Genomic DNA, 19298 nt, shown 5'->3' with positions numbered 1-19298 from the left:
TCATCTCTATAAAAATAATAGGTACCTTGCGATGCACAACCAAATTGCCAGCTTTCGCGCGGCACTCGACGCCCGTCCGGTGTCGCGCTATCAGTGGTTGATTCTCCTGTTGCTCGCGCTGCTGCTGGTCACCGATGGCTACGACGCCCAAGTGCTGGGTTATGTCGTGCCGGCGCTGGCCAAGGATTGGGGGCTGGAGAAAGCCGCATTTGGTCCGGTGTTCAGCGCCAACCTGCTGGGGCTGACGCTCGGGTCATTGCTGGTCACACCCTTGGCCGATCGCTTTGGCGTGCGCCGCATCCTGCTCGGCTGTGTGCTGATCTACGCCAGCCTCACCGTGCTGATGGTGTTTGCCAACTCGCTGAACACGCTGATGGCCGCGCGGTTTATCTGCGGTATCGGCATGGGGGGCGCGATGCCGAGCGCGATGGCGTTGATGTCGGACTACTCCCCACCGCGCTTGCGCACGTTGATGGTGACCTTGGCAGCCTGTGGCTTCTCGTTTGGCGGGGCCGCGGGTGGTTTTGTGGCGGCGGGGTTTATTGAAGGCTTCGGGTGGCAGGCTGTGTTTCTTGCAGGAGGCGTGACACCGTTGTTGCTGTTCCCGTTTCTGGTGTGGCTGCTGCCGGAATCTCTGCCGCGTTTGCTGCGTGATGCCCCGTCCTACGCAAGGTTGCGGAAGGTGACGGTGCGTATGCTTCCCGACTGGCAACCGCCGTTGGCGACCGAGGCTGAAAACCAACAGGCGCAAAGCAGCAAGCTGACGGTCGTGGAGTTGTTCCGTAACGGCTACGCGCGCCCGACCGTGCTGATCTGGGCGACCTTTTTTGTCAGCCTGATCCTGCTGTATTTCATGATCAGCTGGTTGCCGTCGCTGCTTCTGGAAAGTGGTTTGACGCTGAAAGACGCCAATCTGGTGACGTCGATGTTCCTGTTCGCCGGCACCTTGGGCGCCATCGGCATGGCTTGGTTCGCCGACCGCTTGAAAAGCAAAGTACGACTACTCTCAGGCGTGCTGGCGGCGGCTGCTGTGTGCACCGTTTTACTCGGCCTGAACCATGACAACCCTCGCTACTTGGTGGCCTGCGTATTTGCGGCCGGGTTTTGCATCATCGGTGGCCAGTTGACCCTCAATGCCTTTGCCAGCAACTTCTACCCGGCGCATGTGCGCGCTACCGGTACGGGCTGGGCGTTGGGGGTAGGGCGATTTGGCTCAATCCTGGGGCCGCTCTTTGGCAGCATGCTGCTCGCGATGCATATCCCGGTGGAGCAGATTTTCTTCTTCTGCGCGATACCGGCGGTGATTGCGGCATTGTTGATTATTCAGGTGCGTTCGCCCGGGGTTGATGTGCCGAAGAGCCGGATGACAGGGGATATTCTCAAGACGCCACAGGCTTAGTGCACCACTGAATTGGGTGGCAGGTGCCCCAGCCGCTCGGTCAGGCGCAGGCGTTGGATGGGATCTTCGCTGAGCATCAGTGCGTGCTCCAGGTCGAAGCGTTCGGCGTTAGGGCAATCCAGGCGCTGATACAGGCTGGCCCTCGCCAGGTAATCGGCGGCGCTGGCGTTGCCCAGCTCCAGCACGCGTTCGGCATCGACCAGCGCTTCAAGCGGGGCGTCATTGGAAAGGTGCAGTTGCCGCAAGTTGCGCGACAGCCGTTGCAGGATCGAACGCGGATCGGCGGTGTACAGGTGGTCGGCCTGCAACTTGAGGTTGGGGCCGTACTGGCGTTGCAGTAGGTCCCGACAATCATTGGGGTACAAACGCCGCCCGCCGCAGGGGTCCAGCAGGTGATCGGCACCGGGTACCCGCAGCAGGAAGTGGCCGGGGAAATTCACGCCGACCATGGGGATGTCCAGGCGCCGCGCCAGTTCCATAGCGATCAGCCCCATGGCCAAGGGTTGTCCACGTTTGCGTCGCAAGACCTTGTCCAGCAGGGCAGCGGCGGGGCGCAAGGGGGTGAATTCATCCTGGGCAAACCCCAGGTCATTCATGCGCCGCAGCAGCGGCTGGGCCTGCTCATCCGCTGGCAGCATGGGCATGCCCAGGCTCACCTGCTGTTGCAACAGGGTCAATTCCTGCAGGATCAGCAAAGGCTGCACCGCCGGGTCGTGCTCGGCGGCAATCCACAGCGCCGCTTCAAACAGCGCAGGTGGTGAGCGTTCCAGGCAGGCGAAAAAGGCTTTGCGGGGATTCATTGCATTCTCCGACATAGGCCCCCGTTTTAGCCTTGCTGGGGTTTTTCGTCCAGTGGCTTAGCAAATATCCAGCGCGCTTATGTCCCAAATCCTGCAAAAACGGGCGTCTTATTCCAGCGTGGTCCGGCATTTTTCTGCCGCAAGCCTATACTTGGCCCACTACCAGAAGTGATTCGGGAGCTTGACGATGTTTGCTCTCATGCATAGCACCCGCCTTGAATCGCTGCACTTGAGCGTCGACCCGGTCACCGGGCTGAAGGCGGTCATCGCCATCCATAACAGTCGCCTTGGGCCCGCCCTCGGTGGTTGCCGTTACCTCTCCTACCCCGACGACGAAAGTGCCGTGGCCGATGCCGCGCGCCTGGCCCAGGGCATGAGCTACAAGGCCGTACTGGCGGGGTTGCCGGTGGGCGGCGGCACCGCAGTGATACTGCGCCCAGGCCACGTGGAAAACCGCGCGGCACTGTTTGAAGCGTTTGGCCGTTGTATCGAACAACTCGACGGCCGCTACATCACCGCCACCGACAGCGGCACCTCGGTGGCGGACATGGATTGCATCGCCCAGTACACCCGTTACGTCACCAGCACCACCGCCGCGGGCGACCCTTCACCCCATGCCGCCATGGGCGTGTTTGCCGGCATCCGCACCACCGCCATGGCCCGCCTGGGCAGCGACAACCTCGAAGGGTTGCGCGTGGCCATCCAGGGCCTGGGCAATGTTGGCTACGCCCTGGCCGAACAGCTGCACGCCGCCGGTGCCGAGTTGCTGGTCAGCGACATCGACCATGGCAAGGTGCAACTGGCCATGGAGCAACTGGGCGCGCACCCAATCGCCAACGAGGCGCTGTTAAGCACGCCGTGCGACATCCTCTCGCCCTGCGGCCTCGGCGCCGTGCTCAACCGCCAGAGCGTCGGCCAGCTGCGCTGCGCCGCCGTGGCCGGTTCCGCGAGTGCGCAACTGACCAACCTGCAAGTGGCCGACCAACTGGAAGGGCGCGGCATCCTTTACGCCCCCGACTACGTGATCAACTCCGGTGGCCTGATCTACGTGGCTCTTAGGCACAGCGGCGCAGAGTTGCCGATCATTACCGCGCACCTGTCTAACATCGGCACGCGCCTTACCGAAATCTTCGCCCACGCCCAGGCCGAAAAGCGCTCCCCCGCACGGGTGGCGGATGAGCTGGCCGAACGGTTGCTGTACCAATAGCCAGCTATTAAAAAGGCCCTGAATCCATGATTCAGGGCCTGTTCAATTCTGGCTTTACTCCGCTGCAGCGTTGAGCAACTCGGACAACGCGTCCGGTTGGCTCTTGAACGCCTTGGCAAATACATCGCGGTTCTTCGCCATGTAGATCCCGGCTTCTTCCACCTGCTGCTCACTCAGGGACGGCACTGCTTTTTGCAACACTTCTGCCAGCAACTCAGCGAGTTCAAGCATCTTGTCATGACGGTCAGCTTCGGCTTTATCCATGATTTACCTTAATGCCGCGTGCCTAGATACGTGTAGTCTGAGTAACGTCCAGCGCCGTCGTCGCTAAGCCGTGATGCAGGGGTTGATTATTACGATAGGCAGGTCTACTTTGAAAAACAGTGCCAATGCAGCACCGCGGGTTTTTGGATAGCAGGTAGGCGTCGGAATTATCCGCGGCCCGGCATCTGTACCCCCATGACAGAGCTTTCGTCGGGGTATGAGCTATGCGTCTAACTATTTCCATCCCTATTCCTTCTTTTTGTGAGGCATCAACATTTAGCGCCTCACAGCCACCTCTTCGATCGCGTGAAAATTTCCTCTATCAAGAAAAGTCAAAAGCTGCGAATGATTATTCTTTCGGTAAATTTATTTTACGGGAAGTAGACGTTTATCAGGCTGTTGAACTTGCGAATTTAGCTGGCGTGGGCGAGAGGAACGCTCATGATTAACTTAGCGAATCGTAGTGCCTCTACGAAACGGGTATATCTAGAGTACAAAGTTATAAAGTTTGCTCGTGGTCAACTAGCAAGGTATATGTTGGTTGCTGAAAAAACATTCATACCTGTCGTGAGTGCAAGTGTGTACGAAGTGTCGTATTCATTAGGTAGTCGTAGATTTAAATCCAGCATAAGAACAATATTTTATCATTTGGCATTCCTTTTTACATGGGCGGGAAAGAATGGTGTTGATATTGAGGTAATGCTGCTAGAAGGGCGTGGTATTGATTTCAAGAATGTCAGGAACTTCGCGCGCTGGCTCGAAACCGTAATATTGCCATCCCAAGGTGGTGATCAAATAAGCCGATATGTTACCAAGGTGCTTCACAGCTGTAGTGCATTCGCGCTGTGGTTTGTGGAGAACTTCACTCCGTTAGTAAGTTATCAAGTGGACAGCAATGTTAATTACGTTAAGCTTATTGAGAGCCATAAACAGGTTTGGTCCGAAGTCATGGCTGGCGGTAACGCTGACGCTATCGCGCAGGATTTAACTGATGACGAACTGCAATTGATCGAGAAATTATTGAAAGCTAGGTTGGACAACGCCACACGAAAGCGTGGTCTGCAGTTGCGTAATTATATTTTATGGCGATTGATGCTGAGGTTTGGTCTTAGAATTGGTGAAGCGCTCGCCCTTCGATTGGAAGATATAAATCTTACAGGTGATTATCCTTCGCTTGAAATCGTTCGTATAGAAGAGAGAGGGGCAAACTACGTAGATCCACGGACGCCAAATAATCCTCTTGTTAAAACCTATGGACGATTGCTTTACTTTGGTCCGGGAGACGAAGATGTTATCGGGTACATTGAAGAGTATGTATCCACGTATAGAGTAAAGGCAAATGGAAAAAGACTTGGCTTCACAGTATTCTTGGATCATGACTTCCTGTTTGTGTCGCATGGATCGTCTAATATGGGCCGTCCCCTATCTTGCTCTTCAGCTAACAAGATTTCAAAAGATATACGTTTGGAATGTGTTGATAAGTTTCATTGGCACGTGGTTAGGCATGCGGTCTTTAATCGACTCTATGAGGCAGCAAGTTCGCTGGAGAATAATGCCACAGAAATTGATCACATAGTTTACATGGGTGGGTGGCGCAGCCCCAACTCACTGCGGTGTTATGCCAAACGAGCGATCAGGGATTTGACTAGGAATAGGCTAATTCAGATGAACACGGAAGGAATCATAGATGAATATTAAATTAAATCATCTCGAAGAGTTTCGTGATGAACAGGGTAGGCTTTATGTTGAATGTCGGGCTGATGCACTGAACCCTTTCTTTATCGATGTTACAACTTGCAGGGTTGAAACTGAGTGGCAGAGGCGGCGGTATTCAATATGTTTGGATGAATACAAGCTTCCTAAAATAGTCATTAATGCTGCGCATGAGTATTTAAAATTTAAGCTTAAAAAGGTTTGTCCTCGTATTCTGCCTAGCTTTCGTTCAGCATTATTGTGTCTTGAATCAAAATGGAATACTTCGTGGACTGATTTTTCCGATCTTTCGTTGGGGGATCTGTTTGATATCACATTGGCTGAGTCACAGGCAGGCGGGCAATTTCGAATGTTTTATAGATATTCAGCGCAGAACTGTTTGGCCGGCGCCGATGAAGTTTATGCGTTAGAGCTGGATGCAATAAAGTTTAAACCAGGTGAGTCAAAGAATATAATACTCCAATGGCATGAAACCAGAGGGGCATTGACCAGTTCGGAAATAGAAGTTGTAAGAAGAGCTATGGTGGCCAAGGCACCCGATGAATCAACCTGGGACACGTCTGTCCGGTTGTTCGCATGGATTGCGTTTGAAACGCTAAAACGCCCCATTCAGCTACATGAAATGTTAGACAGCGCACTATGGACGCCCGACCCCACAGCATCTGACCAGCAGTTTTTTTTGAGGATTCCTAAGGCGAAGAAACAAAGAGGTCAGGAGGCAGAGCTATGGCCCATAACCGGAGAGTTGGCGGTTGCTATACGAGATTATTCCGCACTACCCCATGTGAGAGTTTTGCAGAAATCGCGAAAAACCTTATTGGTTAGTATGTCGGGTGGGAAAAGACCAGACTTTGGTCGTGGATTAACACTTTGGAGCCAAAAAATAGGCCTCGTCAGCCCGAGGACGAAAGAGCTATTGGTGTTAACTCCGTATCGAATACGCCATAGTGGGGCTACACAAATGGCTGTTCAAGGGGCGTCAAGAGATGAAATTCAATATGTATTAGAACATAGTTCCATCACCGCAGCAGATTGGTACATAGATTGTTTGGCATCGGAGTTCTGCCCGCTGCTAGAACGAGCCAACGAGAGGCTTGGAGGTTTGTTTTCAGATCTTAATGGTCTCTTTTTTAACGGACGTGTTGGTCCTCGGGGTGCTGGTTCGCCGATACTGATTCCCGTCGTACAAACGCCCGCTCTTGTGGGAGAGTGCGGCAAAGAAGGAGTGTGCGGGCAGCATCCTTTCTTTAGTTGTTATAATGGGTGTAGGTATTTTATTGCTTGGCGCGACGCAGACCATAAAAAGTCTTTGCAGTACTTGGAGACCGAACTTTCGAGGTGGGATAAGGCTGAAGGTGGCAAAGAACGTAGTAAGGTTCTTAAGGATCTAGAAAGGGTCTACCAGTCCGTTAAAGATGTTGTAACGAGAATAGGAAATGGTGAGTAACTTTCTATGAGCGAGAGTTTATTAATGTTGGAAGTGCCTATCGCACTACACGAGCTTACGACTTCCGTCTCGAAAGTATTGAGCCCCGAAATTAATGTTTTTAGCGATGATTGGGATATTTTGGATTGGGTTAAAAGGCCCGGAAATTTAACTGTCTTAACTCTGCGTTTTGGCCGCCTTAAAAACAATGCTTTGAGGATGGTGGCGAAAATTTACATTGCAGCTAAGCGAGTTCAAGTGGGAATTGCTGATGGCGGAGCTTTCGCGATTATCGAGGCATTGGTAAGGCTTGATTCGGTGATTGGTGATAAAACGATTGCCCAGATTAACCTTCTCGATTTTATCGCAGTTGAGAATACTTATATCGAGCGCGGGGTAGTAGGAAAAGTATCAAGCCTATCCAATCTCCAAGCCTTCTCTAAATGGCTACAAATGAGGCTTGGATTAAGGATTTTATATACAGCACCAAAGAGCCGTCTTGAGTATGGCAGGCATGGGTCTGAAAGTGGAAGGCAGAAAAAATTGCTGCCGACGGAGGTTCTTCGAGATATTGTCGCATTGGTTAATCACCCGGAGTTGGAGCTTCGTGACAAGTTTTTCATTAATGCATTATTGATAAATATTGCATTGGGATGCAGAATTAATGAATTAGCGTGCCTTCCGTTGGAATGCTTGATAAAACTTCAAGGGAGATGGGCTTTTAAAGTTTTTCCTGAGAAGGGTGGTACGCTTTTGTATAGACCTTTCCCTCAGGAAATGTATCCTGCGATCAAAGCAGCAGTGACTTTCATCGCTAAGACGACAATGGAAGGGCGACATATAGTTAAACAGCTACGATCGGCTCCGCGCCTCGATTGGAAGAAAATACTGAGTTCGGACCAATCGCTAAGGTACTTTTCGAAAAAATTTGCATCCGAATGGACAAAAGAACATAGCCTGTTCACGCCAAAAGGAAGCTATTATTTTTCAACCGGACAATTCGTTGACGCTATAGGATTACTAGAGCGATTCAAGAAGCCATCGAAGGCAGCGGCGTACCTCTGCACTACAACTCGCGTTTTTAACCGTTTGTTAAATAACCAGATCGCGATGTCACAAAAGGTTTATCTGTATGAGAAAAGTTGGGATGAACTTGCTCCAGTGACCTGTGAAGTTGAAAACTGGCAGAGGAAACTGCGGATGCACCCTCATTCGATAACCGCGAAGTGTATGGAAAAAAAATGCGAGGTGACTGTCTCTGCGAGAAGTTGGATGCGGGAAGTAGTGAGAGGGGTATTTGATGATGCATTATTATGTCAGCTCCAAGATAAAGTATACCCGTTTGAACGCGACTTTAAATATGAGGAGGAGTTCTATTGCTCGATCTCGCCGACAATTCGTGCAAACTCGAAAACGTTATTGGAGCCTGAGGACTCGTTGTTCGTTATTTCGCGTAATCTTTTGACCTATTCAAAATCCGTAAGGTCGAACGAGTTTAGAAAAGTTAGTGACGGGATGTTCATAAGTTGGTTGGGCGGTACGTCAGCACAGGGTGGCTCACTATTTAGGAAATTTGATATCCTTGATCCGCGAACAGGCACTGTTGCAGAGTTTACTTGGCATGATATCCGTCATTGGCTCAATACTGTATATAAGCAGGGCGGGCTTTCGGACGCTCAGGTGAATATTATTTTAGGACGAGCGGATTATACGCAAGCTCAAATATACGACCACACCTCGGCATTAAGTAGATCACTTATACTTCAAGATATGATGCAGCGCGTTAGGGAGGACAAGGCGGTGGGATTGATACAGACTACGTTCAATAATCTTAAGATAGCAGATCGTAAGGCGGCCGAAGATTATCTTACGGCTGCTATTCGTGTTATCAACCCAATGCCTCATGGCGGGTGCGCTCATAATCTTGCACTCAAGCCTTGTCAAAATCATCTTTCCTGTTTGGCAAAGGGAGGTGATGGCAAGCCCTGCGAGGTGCTTATTGTCGACTCGCAAAATGAAAAGCAAAGGTCTGAAATTCAGCGAATAGCTCACGACGCGAGTTTGATCAGAGTTCATATAGTCAACGCCGGTGGTCAGTCAAGTCCTCAATATAAGCATTTTGAAAACGTAGAGCAGTCTGCTAATTTTTTGCTGACAGAGATTTTTAAAAAGAGTGATCATTGAGGAGGTTGTATGAATTATAGGGGTGAAAGACTCAAGGAGTATCTAAGAAGTAAGCTGTTGGAGTTGATTGTTTTTTATCGCGATCGCTCTGTGCAGTATACATACAGTCAAAAAGAATTCTCCATTTACGCAGGGGTCTCAAGGGAGACTATCAGAAAATATCAATTTGAGATTGATGTCGTATTGCAATCCTCACTTATCTCCAAATGGACACTTGATAAAGATGCCAAGTGTAGGAATTTGCAGGAGAGAATTTCAATACTTCAATGTGAGTTAAATAAGGTTGATAAAATGTATGTGGCGATGCGCACTCAGTATATTGGTATTTTAGAAGCGTTGTTAATGCATTCTATAGATATTCGTGCTTTAGTCGTCCGCTCTCCTGATGCGCTGAAGGTGGAACAAGCGTATAAAGAATGCGTTCTATGTAACTCCGTTGTCTGTGATGAATTGCCGCTCGGCTAGGGCCGTATCTCACACGTCACGACACTGACCTGTTGTGATCCAAGATGCTGATTCTTCTGAGCCCTATGTTGCCACCAATAGTATTCGCATGCAATTGAGTGTCGAAAACTTGTGGGTTTATTCAAAGATATAATTCGCTTCCGTATTGATAAAAATATATTCGCGCCATGATTGCCACAATATTCATCATCCTGGGTGTTTTGACTGAGTGTATTGGGCATCAGTCAAGAGGCGGACTTAGCTAGTAGGAAAATCTGAGAAATCATGTCAGCAACCGAATGAAAAAATTTCTATGCCCAGTGACCCCATTGCTCCACAAATCACCCCCGCAAGACCAGTGCATCGGATGGCGTAACAAATGTGCCCAGCACCCAGACTGACGTCCGGTCTCGGCGCACCGCCTATTTGATCTGAGCGGTGGTGATTGCACGAACTGCCTCCAAGTAGTCCAAGATTTCTTCCGCATCCACCGGGTCAGTTTTAATCAGCGCCAACAGTGCAGTTGTACAGCCGTTCCTGCCATGTGGTACATAATAAGTAAGCGCGAGCTGCAATCGGCTTGGGGTCGCGCAAACATATCGTGTGTCCGCGTTTTGGCTGATCACCATGAGGGCCTCAATAGCTTGGGCCACTTGCGCTTCTACTGGTTCAAAACTTGAGAACGGTACGGGGTGAGCTTCAGTTACCCTGCAGCTTCATACGCTGAAATAGAATGTCTGTGGACGACTTACTTGATATCGGTGCAAAATTGCCAAGGAAATGCTGTGGTCGGTGCCCATTCTGGACTGGACTCGACTCAAAAATGACAATGCTGTTTGTTCTTCTCCGGCGGACCCCCCTTAGTTTTGCCTCACCACTACCGTCCCTAATTACTTTACGAGCGCAGGAACCGCATGCAAGCGGTCCAGTTTAAAACCTGAAAACCAAATTGTGGATGGGAGCTTGTCTTGTGATGACGCTCTCCTGAAGGAGCGCGCTGAATTGCCTTGACGCTACCGCAGCACTCGTTATGTTTTGGTTGACCATCGGATGCTGTCAGTTCCCGTCATAGGGTTTGACTGTCAGTGCACATCTACAAGTGAGATTAAAACATGATTTGGTTTCTCGAAGGGCAGTCTAGCCAGCGCGACATTATTCAAGGCGCTCGTGATGCGTTGCCGCCTGACGTGAAGATATTTGCCTCGCATCGAGACGATCGCCCTGAAATCACGGCCGGTGCCGATATCAGCTTTACCGAGCCTCGTGGTGATGAAGAGCGGATATCGTGGGTGATTTCAACTGCACGCACCTATGGCATCAAAGTAATCCTGACAGGTCGACTCGGTGGCGTCTTTGAGCAGGCCCGACCACGCTTCGAGCAAGCTGGGTTGGTTCTGGTAACCGGCGGGATGTCGATGCGAACTTTCGATCTTGTCGACGACAAGAGCAAATTCACCGTTGAAGCTGAGCGCGCGGGTTTGGCCTGCGTGCCAGCGATTACTGCTACGAATGCTGATGAAATGTTTGCTGCATACAAAACCCTCGCCGCGTCGGGTGAGGTATGCGTGAAACCCGCAGTCGGCATTTATGGCCAAGGCTTTTGGCGTTTCAAGGAAGGCGCCGATCCCTTCCGTTGTTTTGCAGATCCCGATGCGCGAGTTGCGAATTTCGAAACCTACATGCATGCGTACTGTGATGGAGGGTCGCCGCCGGCGATGCTTGTCATGCCTTACATGGCTGGGAGCGAGTGTTCGGTCGACATGGTCTGCGAGGCTGGACGAGCGGTGTCGTTCGTAGCCAGAAGAAAGACTGGTTTTCATCAGATCTTTGAGAAGGAAGGTCGGGCGGTCGAGCTCGCACTCAAAGCGGCCGAGCATTTCCAATGTGACGGCATCGTGAATGTTCAGACGAAGGATGATGTGCACGGTCATCCCCACTTGTTGGAAATCAACCCGCGCTACTCTGGTGGCGTTGGTTATACCCGGGAGGCTGGCGTCAATTTGGCGGGTATATTTGCTACGCGCCGCCTGAATCTCCCTGAGCCAGCTACCGTTTGGCGGCCAGACGTACGTGTGAAAGGGGTCACCGTTGCAGCTGTAGTGCCAAAATGACATCCTGAGGCATTGAGAAACCTGAAGTTTGGTACCATTGCAGCGCGGTGGTTTTAGCACTTAAGGAGTAATCAAGGAATGATGGTGCTCGCGCCAGGCGCAAACACTGCGGTATCAGATGCACGGAGTGAATGGACTCTGGAATGCGGGAACTCCTCGGCTTTCGGGGAGTACGCTGCGATTGCCATTCTGCCGGTAAATGACAAACGCCAACCCACTGGTGAGGCTGCCCTATTTCAGACGTCACAGTCTTGGATGGAGTGGAGCGGCGACCAAGCAAAGGTTGGTTGTAAATTGAACTTGTCAGCCCTCCCGTCCGGTAGCGATCGGCTACTTCTCATCGCATACACTTTTTCTGCAGCAGGACCGGTAAGCGATCTTCGTTCGTTGCACCTACTTGTTGACGAACAGATTGAATATAGGTTGGACCTTCGCGATAACGGTGAAGCGGCGATCATTATCGGCGAATTCTACATCCGCAATCATCAATGGAAGTTTCGCGCACTGGCTGAGGGTTCGGCTTATGGTTTAGCCGCTCTAGGCCGCCGCATCGGGATCGATATTAATGACGCTCATCCAAAAGGGCGCAGTAGCTCTGCGGAGGCTGACCGCGCACGAACGGGCGCAACCGGCACTGGTTTCGCTGTTTCCCAGCACCATGTGCTCACCTGTGCTCATGTAATCGAGGACATGAGTGACATATTCATTTCCTCCTTTGAAGGTCGTTATCGTGCAGAGCCGGTCGTCGTTGATCAGCGTAATGACATCGCTCTCCTCAGGGTGATGGAGTCCCCTGTCCTCAGATCTGTCACTTTTAAGGAAGGCTCCGGCTGCGACTTGGGCGAATCTGTAGTCGCGCTGGGTTTCCCTATGTCGGGTTTCGCCGGCGGTGGTGTCCACGTGACCCAGGGCGGCGTGTCGGCGTTGTTTGGCCTGCATAACGATTCTAGCCTTCTACAATTTACTGCGGCTATTCAACCTGGCTCTAGCGGATCCCCCTTATTTGATTCGACAGGCGCTGTTATCGGTTTGGTAACTTCTACAATGCCTGATGCTCAAAATATGAACTTTGCCGTTAAAGCGTCTTTGCTCCTCTCCTTTCTGGATGCGTGCCGCGTTGATGCAGTTCAAACATCCAGCAGCAGGACGTTTACAACTGCTGAATTAGCACGTTCGGCCCAAGCATCTATGTGGCGCGTCGAAGCCAAGAATTTTTAGCCCCTATTTTGACTTGAAAACTGCGGAAGAGACGTTAGGTTATCGACCTCACGCAACCCTAGGAATTTTTTCATGGAATGCAACGCAGTTAAACAAGCTCTAAGCGCACAACTGATGCGCGGGCGTCTCGATGTCACTGTCGATGCCACACATATCGACCCGGACTCCTTGTTCGGTTTTGCCGAGCGCCGTAATCCAAAGCGTGCGTTTCTTTTCGTGTCCAAAGTACTTGGTCGCCACATACCTGTGCGGCCTTCGATCATGAATTCAAGCTTCAATAGCCTCGCAGCACAAATTCCTGACGACCTGCCTGGGCCCGTACTCGTTATCGGCATGGCTGAAACAGCAGTTGGCCTGGGTGCTGGTGTGCATCGCGCATACAGCGCGACGCGCCCGGATACGGTTTATATGGTCAGCACACGCCACCCTACTGGCAATGACCTGTTCGCCCGTTTTGAAGAAGAACATAGCCACGCCAGTGCGCACCTCATTCATTTGCCGATCGATGCCGACGTTCGGGAAATGATGTTGAATGCCCGTTCGCTAGTGCTGGTCGACGACGAAGCCTCGACGGGCAAAACCTTCATCAATCTTCACCGTGCGCTGGTCGATGCCGGCCTGACTCGGCTCGAGCGCGTGGTGACGTGCGTACTGACGGATTGGTCAGGCGATGCGGTGCGCAAAACCATCGGTGACTCTGCTCATCAGGTTTCGCTGTTGCAGGGGTCGTATACCTTCCACGAGGACGCTGATGCGCCGCTGCCGGAAATGCCGGCCGTGGGCAGCATCGAGCCCGGAGAGTGGCCTTTGTCGGCGGAAAGCGATTGGGGGCGCCATGGTATTCGCTGTGTAGAAGACACTTTGGCTCTCAATCTGAAAGTCAAAGCGGGTGAGCGCGTACTCGTGGTTGGTACCAGCGAATTCGTCTGGCGTCCGTTTTTGCTCGCCGAGCGCTTGGAGCGTGCTGGTGCTGATGTGCATTTCAGTTCGACCAGTCGCTCACCAATCGCACTGGGCCATGCCATCGGTCACGCGTTGTCGTTCGCGGACAACTACGGTCTCGGTATCCCCAACTTCCTCTACAATGTCAGCCCAGGGCAATTTGATCGTGTCCTTATTTGCTCGGAAACACCTGAGCAGGCTGTGTCCGTCGCGCTGATAGAATCCCTGAGCGCGGAGGTGATTGTCGATGGTCAATAATCGCCCCCTCGCCCTAGTCGATCTGGACGACACCCTGTTCCAGACTGCTCGCAAAATGCCAGAAGGTTCTCAGCGGATTACTGCGACTCTCGATATCGAGGGTCAGCCCAATGGCTACATGAGTACGGTACAACACTCACTCGCCCAGTGGCTCCTGTCCACGACCGACGTGGTCCCCGTCACAGCGCGCAGCGTTGAAGCATTCAGTCGTGTGCAACTGCCTTTTATGCACGGTGCCGTCTGCTCCCATGGCGGCGTGATCCTTGGTGCTGATGGAAAGCTTGACGAGGAATGGCAAGCACGCATGAGCGATGTTCTTGCTGACTATCAGGCTCGCTTGCCAGGCCTCAGTGAAGCAACCCTCGCCATTGGCAAGGAGCTTGGCATTTCCTTGCGCGGATGGGTTGTCGAGGAAGAAGGCCTGCGCCACTACGTAGTGACCAAGCACAACGAATCCAATGATGAAGTCCTGCAAACGGTTCTCGCTGAAGTACAGGCCCGCGGTTTATTGGAAGGCATGCACATCCACGGAAATTCCAACAACCTCGCGTTCTTGCCGCTGGGCCTGTCGAAGGTAGTGGCTGTTCAAGAATTGTTGCGCCGTGATCGTGAGGCCAATGGTGAGCGTCCGGTGCTGGGCTTTGGGGACAGCATCACTGACCTCGGTTTCATGCAGGAGTGCCATATGTGGGCGACCCCAGCGCGTAGCCAATTGGCCAAGCTCGTTGGAGGGAAAGTCCATGACTAAGGCCATTGCGGGTCTGGTTACCGTGGGGAGCGGCAGCTATGCAGCAGATGATGTTCAGTTCCTGCTGCAGGCCGTTCAGATGGAGACCACTGATGTCTTGGAGAAGGAGCGTCTGATTCAGTCGAAGCAGAAGCACTACTCCGAAATGATCAGCCTTGAGAGTGCGCCGACTGACGTGCACAAAGCCCTCTACGAGCGCGCACTCGAACAAAACGGTACCCGCATGGCCATGGACGTTCAGTCCCTGGCGCTGGCGTTGAGCGAGGCATGCACGGGCCCGTCTATTGTGCTTGTGTCGTTCGTTCGTGCTGGCTTGCCGCTCGGCGTATTATTGCGACGGGCCCTGCTCGATATGGGTCGAGATGCGCACCACTACGGAATCAGCATTGTCCGAGATCGAGGGATCGACAAAGTTGCCCTCGAGGCCATCATTCAGGAACATGGTTCCGAGAACATCGTCTTCGTCGATGGCTGGACAGGGAAGGGCGCAATCTCTGGCGAGATTCAGCGCAGCCTCAATGGCGACTCGCGCTTCCCTGAGGAACCCCGGCTTGTAGTGCTGGCAGATCCCTGCGGCCGGGCGTGGTTGTCCGCGTCGGCTGAAGACTGGGTTATCCCCTCCGGCATCCTTGGCGCGACGGTGTCTGGTCTGGTTTCGCGCTCCATATGGCCCGCAGATGGGGGCCTGCATGGTTGTGTGGTTTATGACCATCTGCGTGAGCACGATGTCACCCGCGAGTTCATCGAGCAGATCGAGGAGAAGCGAAAGGCGCTGGGGACGGTTCCTCAAGCCTCTCCATGGACCGATACCCAGCGCTTTGAACTGCAGGGTGCAGCTTCGCACGTAGTCAAATCGCTGGCCTCCCAGTTCGGCATTACCAATCACAATCGAGTAAAGCCTGGTATTGCCGAAGCAACCCGCGCGGTACTGCGTCGTGTACCGGATCACGTCTTGGTCCGCAGCCGTAGCGACAGTGATGTTCAGTTGCTCATGCACCTGACTGAGGGCGCTGGGGTCGCTGTGGAAGAAGTGGGTGCTGCATTGGGCCCTTACCGGGCGGTAACTATCATTCGGAGTGTGAGCTGATGAAAGTCCTTTCTCCTTATGCCCTGGGGGCAACGCTCTACATGCCGGCCACGCGTCCGGATCTGCTGGATGTGGTTTTCCGCACAAAACTGCCAGAACTGCGTTCTTTGGTCGTGTGCCTTGAGGATGCGGTCGCGGAGATTGACGTCGACACGGCTTTGAGAAATCTGCATGGTCTGCTGACCGCAATCAACGAGCGCGGTGGGCGTCCGTCCGATGGTCCACTGCTGTTTGTTCGTCCCCGAGACTCGGTGATGGCTGCTGTGCTGAATGATTGGTCGTTGATGGCCCACGTTGATGGGTTCGTTGTGCCGAAATTGACCCTGCGCAACCTCGGGGAATGGGAACAGGCCGTTACAAACCCGGCGCTGTACCTTATGCCGACGCTGGAAACCACAGACGTGTTCAACCCTGGTGCAATGGTCGAGTTGGGCCAGGCGCTGAAGGCGAACCTAAATCAGCGGATTATCGCCCTACGTATCGGTGGGAACGACCTGATGGGAAGTCTTGGACTTCGTCGGAATCCTGCAACAACGCTCTATAGCACCCCAATGGGCTACGTGATCCCAATGTTGGCAGGCGTCATGGGGTCCCAAGGTTTCGCACTGACGGCACCAGTGTTCGAGCAACTCGCGACACCGCATTTGCTGATGGAGGAGCTGGAACTCGACATCGCCCATGGCTTGGTAGGCAAGACGGCGATTCATCCATCGCAGATCAGCACGATCCAGGACACGTTGCGCGTAAGCCTCGAAGACCTCAACTGCGCGAAGATGATTGTCAGTGACGTTGCTCCTGCAGTGTTCAAGCACAACGATGCCATGTGCGAGCCTGCGACCCATTACAAGTGGGCGGTCAACATCCTTGAGCGAGCGGAATGGCACGGAGTTCGTCAGCCGGATGTAGGTCCTGTCGAGGCGCCTATCCGCTTGGCTGAGGCCCTGCGATGACATTGAAAGCTGACAAAGCAGCCACGCAGCGAACACAGGTGATGCCGGTCTTAGACTTCGACGGCACACTGACTCGGCGCGATAGCTTCGTTCCTTTCCTGAAGTTCGCTTTCGGAAGCATCGGATTTAAACGAGGCATTTTGCGGCTTGCGCTGCCAAGCGTCCGATTCCTGACTCGGGATTTGAAACGTGAAGAGTTGAAGGCACAGCTGATCAGTACGTTTCTTACTGGCGAGGATGTGAAGTGCTTTCAAAAGCGAACCGTGAAATTCTGAGGGTTGTATTGGGTACAGCTCATGCGGCCTTCAGGTTTAGAATCTGTCGCAGTTGAGCTAGAGGCTGGTGCTGTCGTTGCTCTCTGCATCCCCAGCGTTGATTGTCCAGCCTTTTGCAGATCGCCTTGGCATCAAGGTGATCGGTACCGGGCTTGAAGTGGAAGACGGTCTGTTGAACGGGCGTATGACTGGCAACAACTGTAGATGCGAGAACAAAGTGCTCAGACTTGACGCTGTGTATGGGTCACTTGGCAATTACCGGTTTAAAGCATGGGGCGACACCCGCGGCGATTTCGAGTTGTTGGCTGCGGCGCAAGAAGCATACTGGCGAAACTTTCATCCCGCATGGTGTCGACTATCGACTGCGGGCAGATAGCAGCGGGAATGGGGCGTGAGCAATGTCGCGCACGCCAACCTGCAAGTGACGGTCAACGCTGACCGGCACATGAACACAGACGACCAACAAGGAGCGTAACCATGGCACTCACCCTGCAAAAAAAACAATCCATCTCCCTGGCTAAAACGGCCGGCAGTTCGCTTACTAGCATTAGCCTAGGTTTGGGTTGGGACCCGGTAAAGCCGGCAGGCTTCCTTGGCAAGATGTTTGGTGGCAGTACAGAGATCGACCTCGACGCTTCCTGCATTCTGCTCAACAGCGACTTTCAGAAAATCGACCTGGTCTGGTTCCGCCAATTGAAGTCCCTGGACGGATCGATCCAGCACTCCGGTGACAACCGTACAGGCGATGGCGATGGGGATGATGAGACGATCCATGTTGACCTGCAACGTCTGCCTTCAACCGTTAAGTACCTTATCTTTACTGTGAATTCCTTCACCGGCCAGTCATTTGAGAAGGTCGAAAAGGCCTACTGCCGTATCGTGAATGGCAGCAACAACAATGAGCTAGCACGCTTCAACCTATCGGAAAAAGGTGGGCACACCGGAATCGTCATGGCGAGCCTGACCCGCGAGAATGGTGACTGGGAATTCAAGGCAATCGGTACGACCACGAATGGTCGAACTGCCGACGACCTGATCACTCTGGCCGTTCAGGCGCTGCGCTAATGGCGAATCTCGTACCTGGTGGTAATGCGCCGGTTGCCAGCGGCCAGCTTCGCGTTGATATCAATTACTCGCCAATCCCAGGGGCCGACATTGACGTCTCGGCCTTCGCACTGGGCGCCTCGGCCAAAGTCCGAGGCGATGGCGACATGTGTTTCTATGGCCAGCCTCAAATTCTGGGTGGCGCCGTTCAGCTGACCGAGTCCTCGGCCGGGCGCGCAGTGTTCTCCCTCGATACGAGTCGTCTTGAGTCTGCAGTTGAGAAAGTGGCCCTTACCGCCACTATCTACGAGAACAAGGCGAGCTTTGAGCGCGTGTCACAACTTTCGGTTGTGGTGACGGGTGGCATTGAAGCCCAAATCCCTACTGGCGGCATGAAGGAAACAGCACTCATCCTCGGCGAATTTTATCGCCGAAATGGTGACTGGAAATTCCGCTGTGTGGCCCAGGGCTTCAATGGCGGCCTTGAGCCGTTGGCCAAGCACTTTGGTGTAGAGGTCGCCGCACCAGCGCCGGCCCCAGCACCTGCCCCCGCTCCTGTGGTACAAACGCCACCGCCTGCTCCGGCCGCTGCACCTAAATCTACGATCAGTCTGAGCAAGGTCACCCTCGATAAAACACGATCGTCTATCAGTCTTGAAAAGACTGCAGCCGGTTTCGGCGAAATCAAGGTGAACTTGAACTGGAACAAAGGCAGCTCGGGCGGGTTCTTCAAGCGAAGCCAATCCGTCGACCTGGACGTTGGTTGCCTGTACGAACTGCAGGACGGCGAGAAGGGAGTTGTTCAAGCCCTCGGAAAATCGTTCGGTAGTCTTACACGTGAGCCTTTCATTCAGTTGATGGGTGACGACCGTACTGGCTCTGTCGCTGGTGGTGAGTGGATGCACATCAACGGGACCAAGTGGAGTGAAATCCGCCGGATCTTGGTCTTCGCCTTCATCTACGAGGGTGCTCCGAACTGGAGAGAAACCGATGGTGTTGTGACCATTTTCATCCCAGGCCAACCTGAAATTGAGGTGCGTCTCAATGAAGAAGGCGGCCGTGAACCAATGTGTGCCATTGCGATGCTTGAAAATGTGAACGGCGCCGTTAAGGTCTCTCGGCGTGTGGACTTCCATCGAGGTCACGCAGTTATGGACAAAGCTTACGGCTGGGGCATGAACTGGCGCGCAGGCTCCAAATAGAAAATCTGGCAGGGTCTGTCGACCCC

At 53.0% G+C, this 19298-nt stretch carries 17 protein-coding genes and 2 pseudogenes; 16 read left to right on the top strand and 3 right to left on the bottom strand.

Going from position 1 to position 19298, the window contains the following annotated elements:
• Positions 1 to 31 precede the first annotated feature (31 nt).
• On the top strand, positions 32 to 1399 hold the full coding sequence (locus AACY52_RS20365; protein ID WP_339417716.1) for an aromatic acid/H+ symport family MFS transporter: 1368 nt from the start codon (positions 32 to 34) through the stop codon (positions 1397 to 1399).
• On the opposite strand, the gene AACY52_RS20360 is transcribed toward AACY52_RS20365, so the two are convergent.
• Positions 1396 to 2199 (bottom strand): transglutaminase family protein, encoded by an 804-nt coding sequence (locus AACY52_RS20360; protein WP_339417717.1) that lies wholly within the window; start codon positions 2197 to 2199, stop codon positions 1396 to 1398. The two genes, AACY52_RS20365 and AACY52_RS20360, sit on opposite strands and share 4 nt — an antisense overlap.
• A gap of 187 nt (positions 2200 to 2386) precedes the next feature.
• Here AACY52_RS20360 and AACY52_RS20355 point away from each other — a divergent pair, with 187 nt between their 5' ends.
• On the top strand, positions 2387 to 3406 hold the full coding sequence (locus tag AACY52_RS20355; protein WP_339427131.1) for a Glu/Leu/Phe/Val dehydrogenase dimerization domain-containing protein: 1020 nt from the start codon (positions 2387 to 2389) through the stop codon (positions 3404 to 3406).
• Between the two features lie 54 nt (positions 3407 to 3460).
• Here AACY52_RS20355 and AACY52_RS20350 read toward each other — a convergent pair whose 3' ends face one another.
• Complete coding sequence (locus AACY52_RS20350; RefSeq protein ID WP_015371240.1) at positions 3461 to 3670, bottom strand: YebG family protein; 210 nt, start codon at positions 3668 to 3670, stop codon at positions 3461 to 3463.
• Between the two features lie 224 nt (positions 3671 to 3894).
• On the opposite strand from AACY52_RS20350, the gene AACY52_RS20345 reads away from it, so the two are divergent.
• From AACY52_RS20345 to AACY52_RS20325, 5 genes are read left to right on the top strand one after another with little or no spacing between them, the layout of a single operon-like run.
• Complete coding sequence (locus AACY52_RS20345) at positions 3895 to 4119, top strand: hypothetical protein (RefSeq protein ID WP_236529011.1); 225 nt, start codon at positions 3895 to 3897, stop codon at positions 4117 to 4119.
• Complete coding sequence (locus tag AACY52_RS20340; protein WP_236529012.1) at positions 4112 to 5368, top strand: site-specific integrase; 1257 nt, start codon at positions 4112 to 4114, stop codon at positions 5366 to 5368. The genes AACY52_RS20345 and AACY52_RS20340 overlap by 8 nt, the downstream gene beginning before the upstream one ends.
• Positions 5358 to 6830, top strand: coding sequence for a site-specific integrase (locus AACY52_RS20335; RefSeq protein ID WP_339560731.1), 1473 nt, complete (start codon positions 5358 to 5360; stop codon positions 6828 to 6830). Before AACY52_RS20340 ends, AACY52_RS20335 begins: the two co-directional genes overlap by 11 nt.
• Before the next feature lie 6 nt (positions 6831 to 6836).
• The gene (locus AACY52_RS20330; protein WP_236529014.1) at positions 6837 to 8993 is read left to right on the top strand and encodes a hypothetical protein; all 2157 of its coding nucleotides are present in this window, start codon (positions 6837 to 6839) and stop codon (positions 8991 to 8993) included.
• A 9-nt stretch (positions 8994 to 9002) separates the two neighbouring features.
• A complete protein-coding gene (locus tag AACY52_RS20325; protein WP_236529015.1) occupies positions 9003 to 9458 on the top strand; it encodes a hypothetical protein in 456 nt (151 codons plus the stop codon).
• 496 nt (positions 9459 to 9954) lie between these two features.
• On the opposite strand, the pseudogene AACY52_RS20320 reads toward AACY52_RS20325, so the two are convergent.
• Positions 9955 to 10099: pseudogene (locus tag AACY52_RS20320) on the bottom strand (transcriptional regulator); the annotation flags it as partial.
• Positions 10100 to 10549: 450 nt separating this feature from the next.
• On the opposite strand from AACY52_RS20320, the gene AACY52_RS20315 reads away from it, so the two are divergent.
• The 9 genes and pseudogenes from AACY52_RS20315 (at position 10550) to AACY52_RS20275 (ending at position 19272) form a co-directional block, all read left to right on the top strand.
• The gene (locus tag AACY52_RS20315) at positions 10550 to 11548 is read left to right on the top strand and encodes an ATP-grasp domain-containing protein (RefSeq protein WP_339560730.1); all 999 of its coding nucleotides are present in this window, start codon (positions 10550 to 10552) and stop codon (positions 11546 to 11548) included.
• Between the two features lie 78 nt (positions 11549 to 11626).
• A complete protein-coding gene (locus tag AACY52_RS20310; RefSeq protein ID WP_236529018.1) occupies positions 11627 to 12766 on the top strand; it encodes a trypsin-like peptidase domain-containing protein in 1140 nt (379 codons plus the stop codon).
• Positions 12767 to 12838: 72 nt separating this feature from the next.
• Positions 12839 to 13966: a phosphoribosyltransferase domain-containing protein gene (locus AACY52_RS20305; protein ID WP_236529019.1), complete on the top strand. Its 1128-nt coding sequence runs from the start codon at positions 12839 to 12841 to the stop codon at positions 13964 to 13966.
• The gene (locus AACY52_RS20300) at positions 13956 to 14714 is read left to right on the top strand and encodes a hypothetical protein (protein WP_057710733.1); all 759 of its coding nucleotides are present in this window, start codon (positions 13956 to 13958) and stop codon (positions 14712 to 14714) included. The genes AACY52_RS20305 and AACY52_RS20300 overlap by 11 nt, the downstream gene beginning before the upstream one ends.
• Positions 14707 to 15801: a cysteine protease StiP domain-containing protein gene (locus AACY52_RS20295; protein WP_236529021.1), complete on the top strand. Its 1095-nt coding sequence runs from the start codon at positions 14707 to 14709 to the stop codon at positions 15799 to 15801. The genes AACY52_RS20300 and AACY52_RS20295 overlap by 8 nt, the downstream gene beginning before the upstream one ends.
• A complete protein-coding gene (locus AACY52_RS20290; RefSeq protein WP_339560729.1) occupies positions 15801 to 16751 on the top strand; it encodes an HpcH/HpaI aldolase/citrate lyase family protein in 951 nt (316 codons plus the stop codon). The genes AACY52_RS20295 and AACY52_RS20290 overlap by 1 nt, the downstream gene beginning before the upstream one ends.
• Positions 16748 to 17402: pseudogene (locus tag AACY52_RS20285) on the top strand (HAD-IB family phosphatase). Before AACY52_RS20290 ends, AACY52_RS20285 begins: the two are co-directional and overlap by 4 nt.
• Before the next feature lie 101 nt (positions 17403 to 17503).
• Positions 17504 to 18091: a TerD family protein gene (locus AACY52_RS20280; RefSeq protein WP_046071042.1), complete on the top strand. Its 588-nt coding sequence runs from the start codon at positions 17504 to 17506 to the stop codon at positions 18089 to 18091.
• Positions 18091 to 19272, top strand: coding sequence for a TerD family protein (locus AACY52_RS20275; RefSeq protein WP_169865922.1), 1182 nt, complete (start codon positions 18091 to 18093; stop codon positions 19270 to 19272). The genes AACY52_RS20280 and AACY52_RS20275 overlap by 1 nt, the downstream gene beginning before the upstream one ends.
• The last annotated feature ends 26 nt before the right edge of the window (positions 19273 to 19298 follow it).

Source organism: Pseudomonas sp. EA_65y_Pfl1_P113 (assembly GCF_963970525.1).
In the GTDB taxonomy this organism is placed as follows: Bacteria; Pseudomonadota; Gammaproteobacteria; order Pseudomonadales; family Pseudomonadaceae; genus Aquipseudomonas; species Aquipseudomonas tritici.
Note: the sequence above shows the minus strand (reverse complement) of the source record. Positions and strands in the feature narration are given on the sequence as shown.

Excerpts from the sequence above, each read along its gene's own strand:
- AACY52_RS20365 (WP_339417716.1), top strand. The coding sequence starts at position 32 with ATGCACAACCAAATTGCCAGCTTTCGCGCGGCACTCGACGCCCGTCCG.
- AACY52_RS20360 (WP_339417717.1), bottom strand. The coding sequence starts at position 2,199 with ATGAATCCCCGCAAAGCCTTTTTCGCCTGCCTGGAACGCTCACCACCT.
- AACY52_RS20355 (WP_339427131.1), top strand. The coding sequence starts at position 2,387 with ATGTTTGCTCTCATGCATAGCACCCGCCTTGAATCGCTGCACTTGAGC.
- AACY52_RS20350 (WP_015371240.1), bottom strand. The coding sequence starts at position 3,670 with ATGGATAAAGCCGAAGCTGACCGTCATGACAAGATGCTTGAACTCGCT.
- AACY52_RS20345 (WP_236529011.1), top strand. The coding sequence starts at position 3,895 with ATGCGTCTAACTATTTCCATCCCTATTCCTTCTTTTTGTGAGGCATCA.
- AACY52_RS20340 (WP_236529012.1), top strand. The coding sequence starts at position 4,112 with ATGATTAACTTAGCGAATCGTAGTGCCTCTACGAAACGGGTATATCTA.
- AACY52_RS20335 (WP_339560731.1), top strand. The coding sequence starts at position 5,358 with ATGAATATTAAATTAAATCATCTCGAAGAGTTTCGTGATGAACAGGGT.
- AACY52_RS20330 (WP_236529014.1), top strand. The coding sequence starts at position 6,837 with ATGAGCGAGAGTTTATTAATGTTGGAAGTGCCTATCGCACTACACGAG.
- AACY52_RS20325 (WP_236529015.1), top strand. The coding sequence starts at position 9,003 with ATGAATTATAGGGGTGAAAGACTCAAGGAGTATCTAAGAAGTAAGCTG.
- AACY52_RS20315 (WP_339560730.1), top strand. The coding sequence starts at position 10,550 with ATGATTTGGTTTCTCGAAGGGCAGTCTAGCCAGCGCGACATTATTCAA.
- AACY52_RS20310 (WP_236529018.1), top strand. The coding sequence starts at position 11,627 with ATGATGGTGCTCGCGCCAGGCGCAAACACTGCGGTATCAGATGCACGG.
- AACY52_RS20305 (WP_236529019.1), top strand. The coding sequence starts at position 12,839 with ATGGAATGCAACGCAGTTAAACAAGCTCTAAGCGCACAACTGATGCGC.
- AACY52_RS20300 (WP_057710733.1), top strand. The coding sequence starts at position 13,956 with ATGGTCAATAATCGCCCCCTCGCCCTAGTCGATCTGGACGACACCCTG.
- AACY52_RS20295 (WP_236529021.1), top strand. The coding sequence starts at position 14,707 with ATGACTAAGGCCATTGCGGGTCTGGTTACCGTGGGGAGCGGCAGCTAT.
- AACY52_RS20290 (WP_339560729.1), top strand. The coding sequence starts at position 15,801 with ATGAAAGTCCTTTCTCCTTATGCCCTGGGGGCAACGCTCTACATGCCG.
- AACY52_RS20280 (WP_046071042.1), top strand. The coding sequence starts at position 17,504 with ATGGCACTCACCCTGCAAAAAAAACAATCCATCTCCCTGGCTAAAACG.
- AACY52_RS20275 (WP_169865922.1), top strand. The coding sequence starts at position 18,091 with ATGGCGAATCTCGTACCTGGTGGTAATGCGCCGGTTGCCAGCGGCCAG.